The sequence below is a fragment of the Paraoerskovia marina genome, from assembly GCF_900105445.1.
GTDB classification, from domain to species: Bacteria; Actinomycetota; Actinomycetes; order Actinomycetales; family Cellulomonadaceae; genus Paraoerskovia; species Paraoerskovia marina.
Genome location: NZ_LT629776.1, coordinates 2,937,504 through 2,955,391, shown reverse-complemented (window position 1 = coordinate 2,955,391; position 17,888 = coordinate 2,937,504). Strand labels below are relative to the sequence as shown.

Below are 17,888 nucleotides of genomic sequence, written 5' to 3'. Positions count from 1 at the left end.
GCCACGCGCCGGACCGTCACCGCGCCGGAACACGTCGAACGGCTCCCGAGAACTCAGCTCCTCGGGGGCCGTCGTCGTGCCGCGGGTAACCTGACCCCGTGCCCGCACGACGACGCATAGACCCCACGGACGGCCGCGCAGCCCTCGCCGGATGGCGCGACGGTGCGACCGACCGCACCACCGTCGCGACGGCGGTCCGCTTCACGCTCGAAGAGCTTGCGGACGTCGCCCCGGGCCATGCCGTCGAGGTCCGGATCCCGCCGGCCGGAGCCGTACAGTGCGTCGAGGGTCCGCGCCACACGCGCGGAACGCCGCCGAACGTCGTCGAGACGGACCCGCAGACCTGGCTCGAGCTTGTATCCGGCGTCCTGACCTGGACGGACGCGACGGCCCAGGGTCGCATCCGGGCGTCGGGGGACCGCGCCGACCTCACAGATCTCCTCCCGCTGCAGGCGGCACGTCGTCGTCCGTAGCGGATGAAGTTCGCGTCATGTGTGGCTCACATGACTATGTCGTACATCACAGGTAACGTGCGGAGGCCTAACCGTGCACCGCACGACGTCGTGCGGATGCCCCACCACAACCTGGGGTTCACCTGTGCACGGTTTGATCCAGACGACAGGGCAATGACGCCGATCCGTCGCCGGTCACCCCGGCGCGACGCGAAGGAGCAGATGTGTTCACACAGAGACAGCGACACGGACGGCGGGCGGTGACCGCGGGAGCGCTCGCGATCGCCATGACCGTCCCGGTGGCGGGGACGGCGTTCGCTGCTCCGGCCGGTGACGGGCCGGACGACGAGCACCTCGTCATCAGCGAGGCCTACCTGGTGGGCGGGAGCAGCGGACAGGCCTACGACCACAAGTTCATCGAGCTCTACAACCCGACCGACGCGGCCGTCGACCTGAGCGGGTGGAGCCTGCAGTACGGCTCGGCGACGGGTACCAAGTTCACGAGCAAGGGCGCTCTGAACGGTTCCGTCGAGCCGGGCGGCTACTTCCTCGTCCAGGCGTCGGCCAACGGCGGTTCGACCCCCGACGGCGAGGGGCTCCCGACGCCGGACGCGGAGGTCGGTCTCAGCCCGAGCGGCTCCAACGGCGTGATCGGCCTCGTCGAGGACGACGCGACCGTCACGATCCCCAAGGGCGCGACGGCGCCCGGGACCGCGGTCGTGGACCTCCTGGGCTACGGCTCGGCGGACACGTTCGAGGTCGCGCCGGCGCCGGCAGGGCAGGGCACCGGCACGGTCGGCTCGCTGACCCGCACGGGCACGGCTGACGACAACTCGCTCGACTTCGAGTTCTCGACGACGGTGACCCCGCAGAACTCCGCGGGTGAGACCGACCCGACCGACCCGACGGACCCGACCGATCCGACCGATCCGACGGCGCTGTCGATCGCCGAGATCCAGGGCTCCGGCGAGTCGACACCGGTCGCCGGGCAGCAGGTGCAGACCTCCGGTGTCGTCACCGCCGCCTACCCGACCGGCGGATTCGACGGCTTCTACCTCCAGACACCGGGGACCGGCGGCGACCTGCCGGCGGACCACGCGGCGTCGGACGGAATCTTCGTCTACTCCGCCGCCGGAGCCGCACAGGTGGAGGTGGGCGACCACGTCTCCGTGACCGGTGAGGCCACGGAGTTCTACGGACTCACGCAGATCGCGGCGACGTCGTGGGACGTGCTGACCGAACCGGCCGAGGCGATCAAGCCGGCCACGGTGGCCTGGCCCGCCGACGACGCCGGCCGTGAGGCCCTCGAGGGCATGCTCCTCGCCCCGGAGGGCGACTACACGGTCACCGACACGTACTCGACCAACCGCTACGGGTCGGTCGGCCTGGCCTCGGGGACGTCGCCGCTGGTCCAGCCGACCGCCGTCGGACGCCCCGGCAGTGCCGAGGCAGCCGCACAGGTCGCCGACAACGCCGCCCGTGCGGTCACGCTCGACGACGGCGCGAGCTGGGACTACCTGAACTCCTACGCCGACGAGCCGCTGCCGTACCTCACCGGTGGCGAACCGGTCCGCGTCGGTGCCGCCGTGACGTTCACAGAGCCGGTCGTCCTCGACTACCGGTTCAGCACCTGGGGTCTGCAGCCGACGACGCAGCTCACCGGTGAGGACACCGCCCCCGCGACCTTCGAGAACACGCGCACCGAGGCACCCGAAGAGGTCGGCGGTGACCTGCAGGTCGCCACGTTCAACGTCCTAAACTATTTCACGAGCCTCGGCGCCGACCTCTCGGGCTGCAGCGCCTACACCGACCGTGAGGGCAACCCCGTCACCGTCCGCAGCGGCTGCGACGCCCGAGGCGCCTGGGACTCCGAGGACCTGGAGCGGCAGCAGACCAAGATCGTCGCCGCGATCAGCGCGCTGGACGCCGACGTCGTCTCCCTCGAGGAGATCGAGAACTCGGAGGCCTTCGGCAAGGACCGCGACGCCGCGCTCGAGGACCTCGTCGCGGCCCTCAACGCCGTCGACGGTGCGGACACGTGGGCAGCCGTCGCGTCCCCGGACGCCACCCCCGCCGACGAGGACGTCATCCGCACGGCCTTCATCTACCGGGCCGGCGCGGCCGAGACCGTCGGAGCCTCGACGATCCTGCTCGACGACCCCGCCTTCTCGAACGCCCGGGAGCCGCTGGCGCAGACGTTCCGCCCCGTGGGCGGGACGGCCGACCAGGACGTCGTCGTCATCGCGAACCACTTCAAGTCCAAGGGATCGGGGTCCGGCGAGGACGCCGACCAGGGCGACGGTCAGGGCGCGTCGAACCAGTCGCGCGTGAACCAGGCGACGGCGCTCGCCGCCTTTGCCGACGACGTCGCGGCCGACGCAGGCACCGAACGTGTGCTGCTCGTCGGCGACTTCAACGCCTACGACATGGAGGACCCGCTCGTCGTGCTCCACGAGGCCGGGTACACCGACCTCGGCGCGACGACGGGTGAGTACACCTACTCGTTCGGTGGACAGGTCGGATCCCTCGACCACGTGTTCGCCTCGGAGGCGGCGCTCGCCGACGTCACCGGCACCGACATCTGGAACATCAACGCGTACGAGCCGGTGGCGAACGAGTACTCACGTTTCAACTACAACGTGTCGAACCTCTACGACGAGACGGCGTACCGGTCCTCTGACCACGACCCGATCATCGTCGGCCTCGACCTCGCCGCGACGGCGGGGGAGACGGAGATCGACCTGCTCGGCATCAACGACTTCCACGGGCGGATCAACAGCAGCACGGTCGCGTTCGCCGGGACCGTCGAGGAGCTGCGTGCCGAGAGCCCCGACGGGACCGTGTTCGTGTCCGCCGGTGACAACATCGGTGCATCGCTCTTCGCGTCCGCGGTGGCGCAGGACCAGCCGACGATCGACGTGCTCAACGCCCTCGAGCTGCGCACGTCGGCCGTCGGGAACCACGAGTTCGACCAGGGGATCGACGACCTGACCGGGCGCGTGACCGACGAGGCCGGCTGGCCCTACCTGGGTGCCAACGTCTACGCGAAGGGCACCACAACCCCGGTGCTCAACGAGTACTCCGTGATCGACGTCGACGGCGTGGACGTGGGCTTCATCGGTGCCGTCACCGAGGAGACGCCGACCCTCGTCACGCCCGACGGGATCGCCGACGTCGAATTCGGCGACCCGGTCGAGGCCGTCAACCGCGTCACCGACGACCTGATGGACGGGGACCCCGCCAACGGCGAGGCCGACGTCGTCGTCGCGATGATCCACGAGGGTGCGTCCGAGGGCACGCCCGAGGGGGCAAGCCTGGAGGACGAGGTCGCAGCCGGCGGACCGTTCGCCAGCATCGTCGAGGACACGGATCCCCGCGTCGCGGCGATCTACACGGGTCACACGCACAAGCAGTACGCGTGGGACGCGCCGGTCCCCGGCACCGACCGCACACGGCCGATCATCCAGACCGGCTCGTACGGCGAGTTCATCGGTCACGTGTCGCTCACGGTGGGCTCGGACGGCGAGATCCTCGCCTCGAGCGCCGAGAACGTGGCACGCACGTCGACCGCGGCGGACCAGCTCGTCTCGACCTACCCGCGTGTCGCCGAGGTCAAGCAGATCGTCGACGCGGCGATCGCCGAGGCCGACGTGATCGGCGCCCAGCCCGTGGGCTCCGTCGCCGCGGACATCACGACCGCGTTCAGCGGCGGCGAGTACACGGCGGACGGCTACCAGGGCGGTGCGCGGGACGACCGCGCGTCGGAGTCCTCGCTGGGGATCACCGTGGCGAACTCGCTGCGCGACACCCTCAACAGCGCGGGGCGCGGCGGTGCCGACATCGGCGTCGTCAACCCTGGCGGTCTCCGCAACGAGCTCTACTACGGCGATGACGGCGTCATCACCTACGCGGAGGCCAACGCGGTCCTGCCGTTCGTCAACAACGTCTACACGGTCACCCTGACGGGCGAGCAGATCGACACCCTCCTCGAGCAGCAGTGGCAGACGACGGAGACGGGCGAGCGTCCGCAGCGTCCGTACCTGGCGCTGGGCCTCTCGGACAACGTCACCTACACGGCGACGACGGCCGACGGGAACGCGACGCCCGGCGACAACGTCACGGACGTCACGATCAACGGTGCTGCGCTGGACCCGTCCGCCGAGTACACGGTCGCGACGTTCTCGTTCCTCGTCTCCGGTGGTGACAACTTCCGGGTCTTCCGCGACGGGACGGACGTCAGCGACACGGGTCTCGTCGATCGTGACGCGTGGGTCGAGTACCTGGGCGAGAACCCGGACCTCGAGCCGACGTTCGCACGCCGCGGCGTCGTCGTCGATGCTCCCGCAGAGCCCGTGGCGGCCGGCACCGACGTGACCGTCGCGGTCTCCGACCTCGACCTCACGTCGCTCGGCAGCCCGCTCAACACCGAGGTGGAGGCGTCGCTCGTCGCACGCGGCGGCGAGCCGGCCGACGGCACCCCCGTCGGGACAGCCTCGGTCTCCGAGGGGGCGGCCGACCTCTCCGTGTCGGTCCCGGCCGACGCGGCCGCGGGGGAGTACGACCTCTGGGTCGTCGCCCAGCCGTCGGGCACGACGGTCCGGGTGCCGCTCACGGTCGCGGCCGACGCCGGAGCTCCCGCCTGGGATGCCTCCGTCGTCTACACCGGAGGTGACGTCGTCACGTACGAGGGCGTCACGTACCGGGCGCAGTGGTGGACGTTGGGGCAGGTCCCCGGCGCGACGCCGTGGGGCCCGTGGGAGCAGATCGGTGCCGAGACCTCGTGCGGCCAGGAGTGGACCGCGAGTGCCGTCTACACGCGCGGCGACGTCGTCGTCCACGAGGGCACGCAGTACGAGGCTCAGTGGTGGACCCGCAACCAGACGCCCGCCGCGACCCCGTGGGGGCCGTGGAAGGACCTGGGGGAGTGCGCCTGATCTCGGCGTGCGGCTGACCGCCCGATGACGATGGGGGGTCGGAGCGCAGGTAGCCTCGGTGTGTGAGCACCGAGCAGCCTGCCTCCGGCCCCCCGTCCGTGCCTGGCGACGAGTCAGTCGGTACGGATGGCGACGAGCGCCTCGACGATCAGACCGGCGATCAGACCGGCGAGGTCGAGGTCGACGACGTGATCGACCCGGCCGCGGTGCGGCGCGCACCGCGCTACAAGGCCTTCTTCTGGACCGGGGCGATCGTGGGCATCGTCCTCGGTCTGGTCCTCGGCGCCGTCGTGCTCTCGACGCCCGGGGCCGGCGGGCTCATGAAGCCTGGTGTGTACCTCTCGGTGGTCGTCCTCGGAACGACGACGTTCACCGTGCTGTTCGCAGGGTTCCTCGCGGTGATGGCCGATCGACGGAGTCTTCGCTCGCGCGACAGGTAATTCTCCGTCGGCCGCGTCCTGAACGCGGACGGCTTTCTGCACGCGGCGGCCGGTGTGGGATGATAGAGCCGTGGCACCCCGCGGAGATGGCCGACTCAATCACGACCTCATGCCTGGCGAGAAGGGCCCCCAGGACGCCTGTGGCGTCTTCGGCGTCTGGGCCCCCGGCGAGGAGGTCGCCAAGCTCGCCTACTTCGGGCTCTACTCGCTGCAGCATCGCGGGCAGGAGTCCGCAGGCATCGCGACGAGCAACGGCGAGCAGATCCTCGTCTACAAGGACATGGGCCTCGTGTCCCAGGTCTTCGACGAGACGGCTCTCGACGCCCTCAAGGGACACCTCGCCGTCGGGCACTGCCGGTACTCGACGACCGGGGGCGTGACCTGGGAGAACGCGCAGCCGACCCTCGGAGCGACCGCTGGCGGGACCGTCGCGCTCGGGCACAACGGCAACCTGACCAACTCGGCGGACCTCGTCGACCTCGTCGCCGAACGCTACGGCAGCCAGCGCCGCGGCGAGCTCGCCCGGGGCAACACCACCGACACCGCGCTCGTGACCGCACTCCTCGCGGGCGACCCGGACCACTCGCTCGAGGCGACCGCCCTCGAGGTGCTGCCCCACCTCAAGGGGGCGTTCAGCCTCGTCTTCATGGACGAGCACACCCTCTACGCCGCCCGCGACCCGCAGGGCGTCCGGCCGCTCGTGCTGGGACGTCTCGAGCGCGGCTGGGTCGTCGCCTCGGAAGGCCCCGCGCTCGACATCGTCGGTGCCTCGTACGTCCGCGAGGTCGAGCCGGGCGAGCTGATCGCCATCGACGAGAACGGCCTGCGTTCGCAGCGGTTCGCGCCGATCGAGCGGGCCGGCTGCGTCTTCGAGTACGTCTACCTCGCGCGTCCTGACGCGACCATCAACGGCCGCTCGGTGCACGCCGCGCGCGTGGAGATGGGCCGCCAGCTCGCGCGCGAGCACCACGTCGACGCGGACCTCGTCATCCCGGTCCCCGAGTCGGGGACCCCCGCCGCGGTCGGCTATGCCGCCGAGTCCGGGATCCCGTTCGGCCAGGGCCTGACCAAGAACGCCTATGTGGGGCGCACGTTCATCCAGCCGTCCGACACGCTTCGTCAGCTGGGGATCCGCCTGAAGCTCAACCCGCTGCGCGAGGTGATCCGTGGCAAGCGGCTCGTCGTCGTGGACGACTCGATCGTGCGCGGCAACACCCAGCGGGCACTCGTCCGGATGCTCCGCGAGGCCGGGGCTGCAGAGGTCCACGTGCGGATCAGCTCCCCGCCGGTGAAGTGGCCGTGCTTCTACGGGATCGACTTCGCGTCGCGGGCCGAACTGATCGCCAATGGCCTGACCCCAGAGGAGATCGGATCGTCGCTCGGCGCCGACAGTCTCGGATACATCTCCACCGAGGGCATGATCTCCGCCACCGAGCAGCCGAAGTCCCAGCTGTGCACCGCCTGCTTCACGGGCGAGTACCCGATCGAGCTTCCTCCGGAGGACCGTCTGGGCAAGCTGCTGCTGGAGCAGAACGAGCTGCCGCTCGGTGCGCCGGAGGACGGGCTGCGTCACCTCACCGCGAGTGCGGGTGGCGGCACGGCGTTGCAACAACCGTGATCCGATCTCGACAGGCTCGATCGACGGTCGGCCGATCTCGACAGGCTCGATCGACGGTCGGCCGATCTCGACAGGCTCGATCGACGACCCGCTCTTCCCGATCTACCAGGAGAATCTGACGTGACGAACGAAGGTCTGACCTACGCCGCGACCGGGGTCGACACGGAGGCGGGCGACCGCGCCGTCGAGCTGATGAAGGATGCCGTCCAGCGCACCCACGGCCCCCAGGTCCTCGGGGGAGTCGGCGGATTCGCAGGTCTCTACGACGCGCAGGCGTTGACGAGGTACCGCAAGCCGCTGCTCGCGACGTCGACCGACGGGGTCGGTACCAAGGTCGCGATCGCCCAGGCGATGGACGTCCACGACACGATCGGGTTCGACCTGGTCGGCATGGTCGTCGACGACATTGTGGTGGTCGGTGCCGAGCCGCTGTTCATGACCGACTACATCGCGTGCGGCAAGGTGCACCCGGAGCGCATCGCGGACGTCGTGCGCGGAATCGCGGCGGCCTGCGAGGTGGCTGGCACCGCCCTCGTCGGCGGGGAGACCGCGGAGCACCCGGGGCTGCTGGGCGAGGACGAGTACGACGTCGCGGGTGCTGCCACCGGTGTCGTCGAGGCCGATCAGCTGCTCGGTCCGGACCGGGTCCGTGCCGGTGACGTCCTGATCGGGCTGGCGTCGTCGGGCATTCACTCCAACGGGTACTCGCTCGTGCGCGGCGTGATCAACCGTGCGGGCTGGAGCCTCGACCGGCACGTCGAGGAGTTCGGACGGACGCTGGGCGAAGAGCTGCTGGAGCCGACTCGCGTGTACGCCTCCGACTGCCTCGCACTGGCTCGTGACGAGGCGGCGGAGGTGCACGCGTACACGCACGTCACCGGTGGGGGCCTCGCCGCGAACCTCGCGCGCGTGCTGCCGGCCGGGCTGGTCGGCGTCGTGGACCGGGCGAGCTGGTCCGTGCCCCCGGTGTTCCTGGTGATGCAGGAGCTTGGTGGTGTCCCGCGCACCGACCTCGAGAACACGCTCAACCTGGGCGTCGGCATGGTCGCCGTCGTCGGTGCCGACGGCGTGGATGCCGCGCTCGCGCGGTGCGCTGCTCTGGGCCTGCCTGCCTGGGTCCTCGGCCAGGTCGAGGACCTGGGCGACGGCGCGGTGTCGGACGGCGACCTCGTGGCGGGGACCAAGGGTGTCCAGGCCGGCGCGGTGCGACTCGTCAACGACTACCGCGCGTAGGCAGCGCCGGGGAGACCCGGACATCGAGGAGGCCCGGCGGGGTGCAGTCCTGCCGGGCCTCGTGACCCGGTTCGAGGCGCGAGCAACTGCTGCCGGTGGGTCCTGCGTCGAGGTCGGGGCGCGACAGCGCTCGGTCGGTCGTCTACGACGTCCGGACACGACGAGACCCGGGCCGGAGCGTCACGGCTCCGCGGGCCCGGGTCCAGCCTGACGATCTAGCGGTCGTCCGACCAGTTCGCGTAGCGCTCGTCGTCGTCGTCCGAGGCGCGCGACTGGATCGCCACACCTGATTCTGACTTCTTGAGCTCCTGTTCGAGCTCTGCATAGTTGGTCTCGGGGCTGTAGTACTTCAGCTCCCGTGCAACCTTGGTGTGCTTTGCCTTCTGACGGCCGCGGCCCATGGCTCCGACCCCCCTCAACTAGGAGCGGGGCGGCGACGTCAACGACGCGCGGCCCCGAATGTTCACGAGTGTCTGTTCAGGCGTCACATTACCGCGCCGAGGGCGGTTCTCTCCACTCGACCCTCTGCGCCCTGGGCGTAAGTGGTGCCCAGATGGCCCAGATTCGAGGCACTGTGATGGGATATACAGCACATCATCCTCGATGGAATCGGCTCTCAAGTCGTGAAAAAACCACATCCTGTGACAATAGAGAGACGGGTGTGGTCCGTCCCAGTCTTTTGGCATTCCTGTCAGAGCGGGCCCGCCGCTGGGGAGGTGCAGCGAATGTCTGTGCACGGCGACTCTGAGGTCCTGTTGACGCCCGCCGAGGTGGCGAGCATGTTCCGGGTAGACCCCAAGACCGTCACGCGGTGGGCGAAGGCCGGCAAGCTCTCGTCGATCCGTACGTTGGGTGGTCACCGTCGGTACAAGGAATCCGAGGTTCAGGCCCTGCTGGGCGCGGCGAGCGACGACGCCGACCACGCCGACAGCTGAGGCCGGGAAACAGCGGACGCCGCGAACCCGGAGGTTCGCGGCGTCCGACGTGCGCTGATTCGCCCGGGTCGTGGCCCTGCGGCTACTTCCGCGCGATGCGGATGACGACGACCGTCACCGCCACCGCGACCGCGGCGGCGGTCCCGAGGAGCGCCTTCACGTTCCGTTGGCGTCGCGGCGAGGTCGTCGGCATACCCTTGCCCGTGATGAAGTCCTGCGTGTCAAGCGCCGCCTGCTTGGTGGCCGCTCCCGCCGACCTGGCAAGGTTCGCCGGTGCCAGCCGGTCGGTCAGCTCGTCCACGGTGCCGGCGAGCTCGGCCCGGGTCTTGGCGATCTCGGCCTCGATGAGGGACTGCGGGTCGTCGCTCACTTGTCGTCCACCTTCTTCTCGGTCCGTGCCGTGGCCGTCAGGCCATCTTCGGTGTCGGCCTCGTCGGTCGGCCGCGCTGTCTTCGCGTCGCCACCCTTGACCGCTGCGATGTCCTCCTGCACCGAGGCCATCGCGGCCTCCGGCTTCGGAGGAAGACCCTTCTGGAGCCGGGTCTTGCCGACCAGCGCGAGCACGGCGATGATCAGCAGCAGCACGACGCCGAGCACCAGCGCCGCGAGCCACTCGGGCATCGCCACGGCGAGGCCGGCGTAGGCCGAGAACAGCAGCCATCCCAGTGCGTAGAGCGCCAGCACGCCAGCGACCACGAAGAGTGCGATGCCGATCCCGGCGTTGGTCGCCTTGGTGGTCAGCTCGTGCTTGGCGAGCGCGATCTCGGCCTTGATGAGTCGTGTCGTCTGCTCGGTGAGCTGCTCGACGAGCTTGCCGATCGTCGGCTTCGGGGGCTCGGTCCCGTCGTCCCAGTCGCTCATGTCACGCCCTTCTCGATGCGGAGTGTTCCCACTCAACAGCCACAGGTAGGTCGGCGCAACTCTGCACCGGCCCGGTGCTGACTGAATGGCGAAGGCCCCCAGGGATTCCCTGGGGGCCTTCGGCTGTGGCTCCGACCGGCGTCGATCCGGTGACCTTTCGATTTTCAGTCGAACGCTCTACCAACTGAGCTACAGAGCCCTGACACGAACGCCCGGTCTATGTAGACCGGGCGGATGTGCAGTGCGACCCTGACGGGACTTGAACCCGCGACCTCCGCCGTGACAGGGCGGCGCGCTAACCAACTGCGCTACAGGGCCTTGCGTGATCCGCTTGGCGAACCGATGAGAACCTTACCCCAGAACCTGGCTGAACTTGAAATCGGCCTGTCTGGCGACTGATTCCGTACCCCCAACGGGATTCGAACCCGTGCTACCGCCGTGAAAGGGCGGGGTCCTGGGCCGCTAGACGATGGGGGCCCGTTGCCCGAGAGCAACCGGACCATCATAGATGACGCGCACCGGTCGCTGTCCACACGCGAGCGCGCGGCCGCGCCCGTGCGAGAGGATGGGCCCGTGGTGGAGATGACGCGCGAGGAGTTCGAGGGCGCGGTGAGCGACGGGCTGGATCTCGTCCCGCCGGAGCTGACGGCACAGATCGACAACGTCGTGGTGCTCGTCGAGGACGACGCGCCGGCCGACGAGCCGACTCTTCTCGGCCTCTACGAGGGCGTGCCGTTGACAGAGCGCGACCTCGGATGGGCGGCCGGGAGCCTGCCCGACCGCATCACCATCTTCCGGAACCCCACGCTCGCGATCTGCGAGTCGGTCGAGGAGGTCGTCGAGGAGGTGGCGATCACGGTGGTGCACGAGATCGCCCACCACTTCGGGATCGACGACGAGCGCCTGCACGCTCTCGGCTGGGGCTGATGTCGGGCCGCGCGCCGGGCCGTCCGACGATTCACAGGACCGGACAAAAACTCACTTCGCGTGGTGGCGGGCGATAGGCTGTGAGCATGACGACATTGGTGACCGGCGGGGCCGGATATATCGGGGCTCATGTGGTGCGACTCCTGCAGGAGCGGGGGGAGAAGGTCGTCGTCGTGGACGACCTGAGCACGGGGCGGCCCGAGCGGATCGGCGACGCGGTGCTCGTCGAGTGCGACGTCGCGGGTCCGGGCGCCGTCGAGGCGATGAGGGTGGCGATGGTGGAGCACGACGTGCGCGCCGTCGTCCACTTCGCGGCCCGCAAGCAGGTCGGCGAGTCGGTCGAGAAGCCCGCCTGGTACTACCAGCAGAACGTCGGCGGTCTCACCAACGTGATTGCGGCGATGGAGTCCGCGGACGTCGACCGGCTCGTCTTCTCCTCCTCGGCGGCCACCTACGGCATGCCGTCGGTCTCGTCCGTCGAGGAGAAGCTGCACGCGGAGCCCATCAACCCGTACGGCGAGACCAAGCTGATCGGCGAGTGGCTCGGGCGTGCGGCCGGCCGGGCCTGGGGCCTGCGGTTCGTCGCGCTGCGCTACTTCAACGTCGCCGGTGCCGGATGGCCGGAGCTGGGCGACCCCGCGATCCTGAACCTCGTCCCGATGGTGCTGGACCGCCTCGAGCGCAGCGAGCGCCCCAAGATCTTCGGGGACGACTACCCGACGCCGGACGGCACCTGCATCCGGGACTACATCCACGTCCTCGACCTGGCCGAGGCGCACCTGGCCTCGCTCGACTACCTCGACCTCGACGAGCGCGAGCACGACGTCTTCAACGTCGGCACGGGCACCGGGGCCTCCGTGCGTGAGGTCATCGAGCAGATCGGGCGTGCCTCCGGGCTGGACGTGACGGCCGACGTCGAGCCTCGGCGCGCCGGCGACCCGCCCCAGCTCGTGGCGTCGCCCGAGCGGATCCGGCTCGAGCTCGGATGGGTGGCCAAGCAGGGGCTGGAGGAGATCATCGACTCGGCCTGGGAAGCCTGGCAGGCGGGTCCCCGCGCCATCGACGTCGGCGAGCGGTAGAGCCGAAAGGACGGTCGACACACCTCGGGCGGCGGTGCACCAGGGGTGGCGAGGTGGAGATTCCTCAGTATGCTGAGCATCTCGACGAAGGGTGGACCCGTTGTCCGAATCGGCATACGAATCCGTGACCTCGGCCCTCCAGGTGCCCGAGCGGCACGCCGAGTCGCTACGACTCGTCCACGCGGGAGCGCCCAGCGCCCCGGAGCTCAGCCGCGCCGTCGACGAGGTCCTTCCGCGTATCCAGGCGGCGGCCGACGCCTACGTGCAGCGGCAGGCAGCCACGGACCGGACCGGCACGGACGCGCCCGGGGACGCCGCACGCCTGTGGGCGTCCGTCGGTGACCAGGTCGGCGGCAAGCTCCTCCGGCCGCGCCTGGCCGCCACCGCCTACCTCGGCCTCGGCGGGCGCGACACGAGCGCGATCGTCCCGGTCGCCGCGGCGCACGAGCTGCTCCACACCGCGATGCTCATCCACGACGACCTGATCGACCACGACAGCGTGCGGCGCGGGCGCCCGAACGTCGCGGGAACCTATCGCGCGGGAGAGGTCGAGGGAGCACCCGCGGTCGCGGCCGACGCCGCGGCTCTCCTCGGCGGTGACCTCGCGATGTGGGGCGCGGTCGACCTGGTCCTGGACGCCAACCTCGCGCCGGCGGTCCAGGCGTTCGTCCTGCGACTGCTCGTGCGGTCGGTGCACACGACGATCCGCGGAGAGCTGCTCGACGTGCTCGGCCAGTACCGAGCGCCCGGCGAGGTCGACGCGCGGACCGTCGCGCTGCTCAAGACGGCGGTGTACTCGTCCGTGCTTCCGCTGGTGACCGGCGCGCAGCTCGCGGGGGCCGACGCGACCACGTGCGAACAGCTCGAGCGATACGGCCGTGCGGCCGGGGTCGCGTTCCAGCTCGTCGACGACATGCTCGGTACCTTCGGGGACCCGGCGGTCACCGGAAAGTCTGCGCTCTCGGACCTGCGCGAGGGCAAGCGCACCGAGCTCGTCGCGGTGGCATGGCGGCGGGCGGACGCCGAGCAGTCCGCGGTCCTCCGTCGCCATCTCGGCGATCCCGACCTCGAAGAGTCCGGTGCGGCGGCCGTGCGCGCCGTCCTGCACGCCACGGGTGCCGTCGACGCGGTCGCGGGCGACGTGCGGGCGCTGTCCGCCGAGGCGGCCGCGTCGCTGACGGACGACCTTCCGCAGGGTCTGCGGGTGCAGCTCGGTGCGATGCTCGACAAGCTCGTGGAGCGTGCCGAATGAGCGACGACGTCCTGGTGGCACGCGACGTCGCCCAGTACGACGAGACGGCTCAGCGGGCCGCGTCGCTCGTGATCCGCCGCTACTCGACGTCGTTCGGCCTCGGGTCGCGACTCCTCGGCCGGACGACCCGCCGACGCATCGAGGCGGTCTACGCCCTGGTCCGGGTGGCCGACGAGATCGTGGACACCTACGGAGGCGACGGCGCCGGACGGGTTCTCGAGGCGATGCGGTCCGAGACCCACGCCGCGACGAGCCGCGGGTGGTCCGCCGACCTCGTCGTCCACGCCTTCGCGCGAACCGCGCAGGCCACGGGGATCGGCGCCGACCTCGTGGACCCGTTCTTCGACTCGATGGCGGCCGACCTCAGCGTCGACGTGCACACGCAGGAGAGCTACGAGCGCTACGTCTACGGCTCGGCCGAGGTGGTCGGCCTGATGTGCCTGCGGGTCTTCCTGCAGGACGCGGAGCCTCCGCTCGGCCCCGACGCGCCGTCACCGCCCGACCTCGTCGTCGGTGCCCGTGCGCTCGGCGCCGCGTTCCAGAAGATCAACTTCCTGCGGGACCTGCGAGCCGACCACGTCGAGCGCGGTCGGTCGTACTTCCCCGGGGTCCGGCCCGACGACCTCGACGACGCGTGCATGGTGCGGCTGCTCGCCGAGATCCGGGCGGACGTCGACCAGGCACGGACGGCGCTGCCCGGCCTGCCGCGGCGACCACGCGCCGCGGTCGCCGCGACCATCGCCCTGTACGACCGTCTGCTGAGACGGCTCGCCGACACGCCGCCCGCGCAGGTGCTCGAGCGACGGGTCCGGGTCCCCGACGGTGAGAAGATCGTGGTCGCCGGTGCGGCGGCACTGCGCGCGTTGCGAGAAGGGTAGTCATGGGCAGCAGCAAGATCGTCGTCGTCGGGGGAGGCGTCGGCGGGCTGGCCACCGCCGCCCTGCTGGCCCGGGGCGGCGCCGACGTCACGCTCCTCGAGCGCAACGAGCAGGTGGGAGGCCGTGCGGGGTCGTGGGAGGTCGACGGGTTCCGGTTCGACACCGGGCCGTCCTGGTACCTGATGCCCGAGGTGTTCGAGCACTTCTTCGCCCTCCTGGGCGAGGACATCAACGACCACCTCGACCTCGTCACCCTCGACCCCGCCTACCGGGTGTTCTTCGAGACGCCCGACGGCGCGGTGTGCCGCGAGGAACCCGGTCACGTCCTCGACGTGGGCGACGACCTCGCGACGAACCTCGACCGGTTCGACACGCTCGAGCCCGGCGCCGGAGCCCGTATCGGCGAGTACGTGGAGCGGTCGGGCGACGCCTACCGCATGGCGCTCGAGCACTTCCTCTACACCACGTTCGAGCGGCCCGATCGACTGGTCGACGGCGACGTCCTGCGCCGTCTGCCCCGGCTCGCGACGCTGCTGTCGAGCACGCTCGAGCGCGAGGTCGCCCGGACGGTGAACGACCCGCGCCTGCGGCAGGTGCTCGGCTATCACGCGGTCTTCCTCGGCTCCGCACCGGGACGCGTGCCCGCCCTCTACAGCCTCATGAGCCACCTCGACCTGGCCGACGGTGTCCGCTACCCACGTGGGGGGATGTACACGCTGGTCGAGGCGATGGAACGGCTCGCGATCGCCGAGGGGGTCACCGTCCGCACCTCCACCGAGGTCGCCGCGATCGAGACCGAGCGCACGGGACGCCGTCGTGGACACGCCACGGGCCGGGTCACCGGGGTGCGCCTGGCCGACGGCGGGACGGTCGAGGCCGACGTCGTGGTCTCGGGGGCGGACCGCCACCACACCGAGACCGCGTTGCTGCCGCCCGAGCTCGCCACCTACCCGGAGTCGTACTGGGAGCGGCGGGGGCCGGGCATCTCCGCGCTGCTCGTGCTCGCGGGCGTGCGCGGCGAGCTGCCGGAGCTCGCGCACCACAGTCTCTTCTTCACCCGGGACTGGGACACGAACTTCCGCGACATCCTCGGGACGGACACCGCCAGCAGCGCGGAGCGCCTGCGCGCCCCCGACCCGGCCTCGATCTACGTCTCGCGCACCTCGGCCACCGACACGGCCGACAGCCCGGCGCCCGCCGCTCCACCCGGGCACGAGAACCTCTTCGTGCTCGTGCCGTTCCCCGCGGACGAGTCGATGGGAGCCGACGCCGCGTCCCAGGCCGAGCTCGAGGCGCTCGCGGACCGCTACCTCGCGCAGATCGGGACGTGGGCGGGCGTCGAGGACCTCCCGGGCCGTGTCACCACCCGGACGGTGCTTGGCCCGGCGCACTTCGACGAGGCGCACCACGCCTGGCGCGGCACCGCGCTCGGCATGGAGCACACGCTCGCGCAGTCGGCGATGTTCCGACCACCGGGGGCCTCCGACCGGGTCTCCGGGCTCTACCACGTCGGTGCCGGTGCGGCGCCCGGCGTCGGCCTGCCGATGTGCATCATCAGTGCCGAGCTCGTCGCCAAGCGGCTCCTCGGGGAGACCTCGGCCCGCCCTCTGCCGACGCCGCTGCGACGTGGATTCCTCGACGCCAGCCGTCGGCCCGAGCGGACGGGGCGTGCATGAGCGGGTTCGACCCGATCGGGCTCGCCTACCTCGGGGCGCTCGCCGTCTCCCTCGGCGGGCTCGCGATCCTCGACCGCCGGTTCGCCCTCGCGTTCTGGCACGACGCGCGGCGCACGACGGCCGTGCTCGCCCTCGGTGTCGTCGTCTTCCTGCTGTGGGACGTCGCCGGTCTGCTCCTCGGGATCTTCTCGCGCGGCGACTCGCCGCACATGACCGGGCTGCTCCTCGCCCCCGAGCTGCCGGTCGAGGAGGCGGTGTTCCTGACGCTCATGTGCTACTCGACCCTGCTGGTGTGGCGCGCCGCCGACCGGTGGACGCGCGCGAGGACGGAGGTGTCATGACCAACATCGTCCTCAACCTGATCGTGCTCGCGGTGGCGATCGTCGTCTGCGTACCCGTCGTGCGCCGCCACCGTGCCGGGACGTGGCTGACCCCGATCCTGGTCGCCGCCCTCGTCCTGTGCGCCCTGACGCTCGTCTTCGACACGCTGATGATCGCGGTCGGTCTGTACGAGTTCGACCCCGACAAGATCCTCGGGATCTACCTGTGGGGTGCACCGCTCGAGGACTTCTTCTACCCGCTCGTCGCCGCGCTGCTGATCCCGGCGACCTGGACGGCGCTCGAGAGCCGGGCGGACCGTCGTCGTGCATCGAGCACCGACCCCGAGGAGGCGTCTCCGTGAACGCTCTGCGCGACGTCGTCGCCGCGTCCCGACCCTTCTCCTGGATCAACACGGCCTACCCCTTCGCAGCCGGCTACCTCCTCGCGACGGGCGGGCGGGTCGACGCGCTCTTCGTCGTCGGCACGCTGTACTTCTTGATCCCGTACAACTTGCTGATGTACGGGATCAACGACGTCTTCGACTACGAGTCCGACCTGCGCAACCCGCGCAAGGGGGGGATCGAGGGTGCCCTGGTCCCGCGGGACCAGGCGAAGATCGCCCATCGCCGGATCCTCTGGGCGGCGGCGCTGACGAACGTCCCGTTCCTCGCCTGGCTCCTGCTCCAGGGGGACCTCGCCGCGAACGTGACGCTCGGCGTCGTGGTCTTCCTCGTCGTCGCGTACTCGGCGCCGGTGCTGCGCTTCAAGGAGCGGGCGTTCGTCGACTCGTTCACGTCGGCGATGCACTTCCTCGGCCCGCTGCTCTACGCCCTCGTGCTGCTCGACGTCCCGCTGAACGGTCCGAGCGTCTGGCCCGTCCTCGTCGCGTTCCTGCTCTGGGGCGCCGCCTCGCAGGCCTTCGGCGCGGTCCAGGACGTGACCGCCGACCGCGAGGCCGGCCTCGGCTCCGTCGCGACCGTGGTCGGCGCGCGTGCCACCGTCGTGCTCGCGTTCCTCGCCTACCTCGTCGCCGCGGCGGTGCTCGCGCTGCTGCCGTGGCCGGGCAACCTCGCGGCGATCCTCCCGATCCCCTACGCCCTGAACGTCGCGCGCTTCCGGACGATCACGGACGACGACGCCCCCCGCGCCAACGCCGGGTGGCGCACCTTCCTCTGGCTGAACCTCGTCACCGGCTTCCTTGTGACGATGCTGCTCATCGCCATGAACCTCTAGTACGCGACGGGCCCGGTCTCAACCAGGAGGTTGCGACCGGGCCCGTCGG

The 17,888-nt window shown here is 70.6% G+C and carries 17 protein-coding genes and 3 tRNA genes; 14 read left to right on the top strand and 6 right to left on the bottom strand.

The genetic code is table 11. From position 1 onward, the window contains the following. The first annotated feature begins 98 nt into the window (after positions 1 to 98). The 5 genes from BLU20_RS13420 to purM all read left to right on the top strand — a co-directional run bounded on the left by BLU20_RS13420 (position 99) and on the right by purM (position 8,677). On the top strand, positions 99 to 473 hold the full coding sequence (locus tag BLU20_RS13420) for a sterol carrier family protein (RefSeq protein WP_083372830.1): 375 nt from the start codon (positions 99 to 101) through the stop codon (positions 471 to 473). Between the two features lie 266 nt (positions 474 to 739). Next, a complete protein-coding gene (locus BLU20_RS13415; protein WP_083373087.1) occupies positions 740 to 5,386 on the top strand; it encodes an ExeM/NucH family extracellular endonuclease in 4,647 nt (1,548 codons plus the stop codon). 62 nt (positions 5,387 to 5,448) lie between these two features. Then, the gene (locus BLU20_RS13410; protein ID WP_083372829.1) at positions 5,449 to 5,826 is read left to right on the top strand and encodes a hypothetical protein; all 378 of its coding nucleotides are present in this window, start codon (positions 5,449 to 5,451) and stop codon (positions 5,824 to 5,826) included. 70 nt (positions 5,827 to 5,896) lie between these two features. Further along, a complete protein-coding gene (purF, locus tag BLU20_RS13405; RefSeq protein ID WP_083372828.1) occupies positions 5,897 to 7,444 on the top strand; it encodes an amidophosphoribosyltransferase in 1,548 nt (515 codons plus the stop codon). A gap of 120 nt (positions 7,445 to 7,564) precedes the next feature. Beyond that, the gene (gene purM / locus BLU20_RS13400; protein WP_083372827.1) at positions 7,565 to 8,677 is read left to right on the top strand and encodes a phosphoribosylformylglycinamidine cyclo-ligase; all 1,113 of its coding nucleotides are present in this window, start codon (positions 7,565 to 7,567) and stop codon (positions 8,675 to 8,677) included. A gap of 215 nt (positions 8,678 to 8,892) precedes the next feature. Here the strand turns inward: purM and BLU20_RS13395 are convergent, their stop codons facing one another. After that, entirely contained in the window at positions 8,893 to 9,078 is a 186-nt protein-coding gene (locus tag BLU20_RS13395) for a DUF3073 domain-containing protein (RefSeq protein ID WP_029251951.1), read from the bottom strand. A 324-nt stretch (positions 9,079 to 9,402) separates the two neighbouring features. Between BLU20_RS13395 and BLU20_RS13390 the strand changes: the two genes are divergently transcribed. Then, positions 9,403 to 9,612 carry a BldC family transcriptional regulator gene (locus BLU20_RS13390; protein WP_029251952.1) on the top strand — a complete coding sequence of 70 codons (210 nt, stop codon included), beginning with the start codon at positions 9,403 to 9,405 and terminating at the stop codon, positions 9,610 to 9,612. A gap of 82 nt (positions 9,613 to 9,694) precedes the next feature. On the opposite strand, the gene BLU20_RS13385 is transcribed toward BLU20_RS13390, so the two are convergent. From BLU20_RS13385 to BLU20_RS13365, 5 genes are all read right to left on the bottom strand, one after another. Further along, positions 9,695 to 9,982 (bottom strand): DUF3618 domain-containing protein, encoded by a 288-nt coding sequence (locus BLU20_RS13385; RefSeq protein WP_029251953.1) that lies wholly within the window; start codon positions 9,980 to 9,982, stop codon positions 9,695 to 9,697. Further along, a complete protein-coding gene (locus BLU20_RS13380) occupies positions 9,979 to 10,473 on the bottom strand; it encodes a phage holin family protein (RefSeq protein ID WP_052366782.1) in 495 nt (164 codons plus the stop codon). The genes BLU20_RS13385 and BLU20_RS13380 overlap by 4 nt, the downstream gene beginning before the upstream one ends. A 126-nt stretch (positions 10,474 to 10,599) precedes the next feature. Further along, positions 10,600 to 10,672 (bottom strand) — tRNA-Phe (locus BLU20_RS13375). A gap of 45 nt (positions 10,673 to 10,717) precedes the next feature. Further along, positions 10,718 to 10,791 (bottom strand) — tRNA-Asp (locus tag BLU20_RS13370). An 86-nt stretch (positions 10,792 to 10,877) separates the two neighbouring features. Further along, positions 10,878 to 10,950, bottom strand: a tRNA-Glu gene (locus BLU20_RS13365). Between the two features lie 105 nt (positions 10,951 to 11,055). Between BLU20_RS13365 and BLU20_RS13360 the strand changes: the two genes are divergently transcribed. The 8 genes from BLU20_RS13360 to BLU20_RS13325 all read left to right on the top strand — a co-directional run bounded on the left by BLU20_RS13360 (position 11,056) and on the right by BLU20_RS13325 (position 17,839). Continuing rightward, positions 11,056 to 11,400, top strand: a complete 345-nt coding sequence (locus tag BLU20_RS13360; protein WP_052366909.1) for a metallopeptidase family protein — start codon at positions 11,056 to 11,058, stop codon at positions 11,398 to 11,400. 86 nt (positions 11,401 to 11,486) lie between these two features. Next, a complete protein-coding gene (gene galE, locus BLU20_RS13355; protein ID WP_083372826.1) occupies positions 11,487 to 12,479 on the top strand; it encodes a UDP-glucose 4-epimerase GalE in 993 nt (330 codons plus the stop codon). Between the two features lie 100 nt (positions 12,480 to 12,579). Next, positions 12,580 to 13,731 carry a polyprenyl synthetase family protein gene (locus tag BLU20_RS13350; protein ID WP_231959234.1) on the top strand — a complete coding sequence of 384 codons (1,152 nt, stop codon included), beginning with the start codon at positions 12,580 to 12,582 and terminating at the stop codon, positions 13,729 to 13,731. Then, complete coding sequence (locus BLU20_RS13345; protein WP_083372824.1) at positions 13,728 to 14,609, top strand: phytoene/squalene synthase family protein; 882 nt, start codon at positions 13,728 to 13,730, stop codon at positions 14,607 to 14,609. Before BLU20_RS13350 ends, BLU20_RS13345 begins: the two co-directional genes overlap by 4 nt. A 2-nt stretch (positions 14,610 to 14,611) precedes the next feature. Beyond that, positions 14,612 to 16,285 carry a phytoene desaturase family protein gene (gene crtI / locus BLU20_RS13340; RefSeq protein WP_083372823.1) on the top strand — a complete coding sequence of 558 codons (1,674 nt, stop codon included), beginning with the start codon at positions 14,612 to 14,614 and terminating at the stop codon, positions 16,283 to 16,285. Beyond that, the gene (locus BLU20_RS13335; RefSeq protein WP_083372822.1) at positions 16,282 to 16,626 is read left to right on the top strand and encodes a lycopene cyclase domain-containing protein; all 345 of its coding nucleotides are present in this window, start codon (positions 16,282 to 16,284) and stop codon (positions 16,624 to 16,626) included. The genes crtI and BLU20_RS13335 overlap by 4 nt, the downstream gene beginning before the upstream one ends. Then, positions 16,623 to 16,967 carry a lycopene cyclase domain-containing protein gene (locus BLU20_RS13330; RefSeq protein WP_083373086.1) on the top strand — a complete coding sequence of 115 codons (345 nt, stop codon included), beginning with the start codon at positions 16,623 to 16,625 and terminating at the stop codon, positions 16,965 to 16,967. The genes BLU20_RS13335 and BLU20_RS13330 overlap by 4 nt, the downstream gene beginning before the upstream one ends. A gap of 5 nt (positions 16,968 to 16,972) precedes the next feature. Beyond that, positions 16,973 to 17,839 carry a prenyltransferase gene (locus BLU20_RS13325; protein WP_083373085.1) on the top strand — a complete coding sequence of 289 codons (867 nt, stop codon included), beginning with the start codon at positions 16,973 to 16,975 and terminating at the stop codon, positions 17,837 to 17,839. Positions 17,840 to 17,888 lie beyond the last annotated feature (49 nt).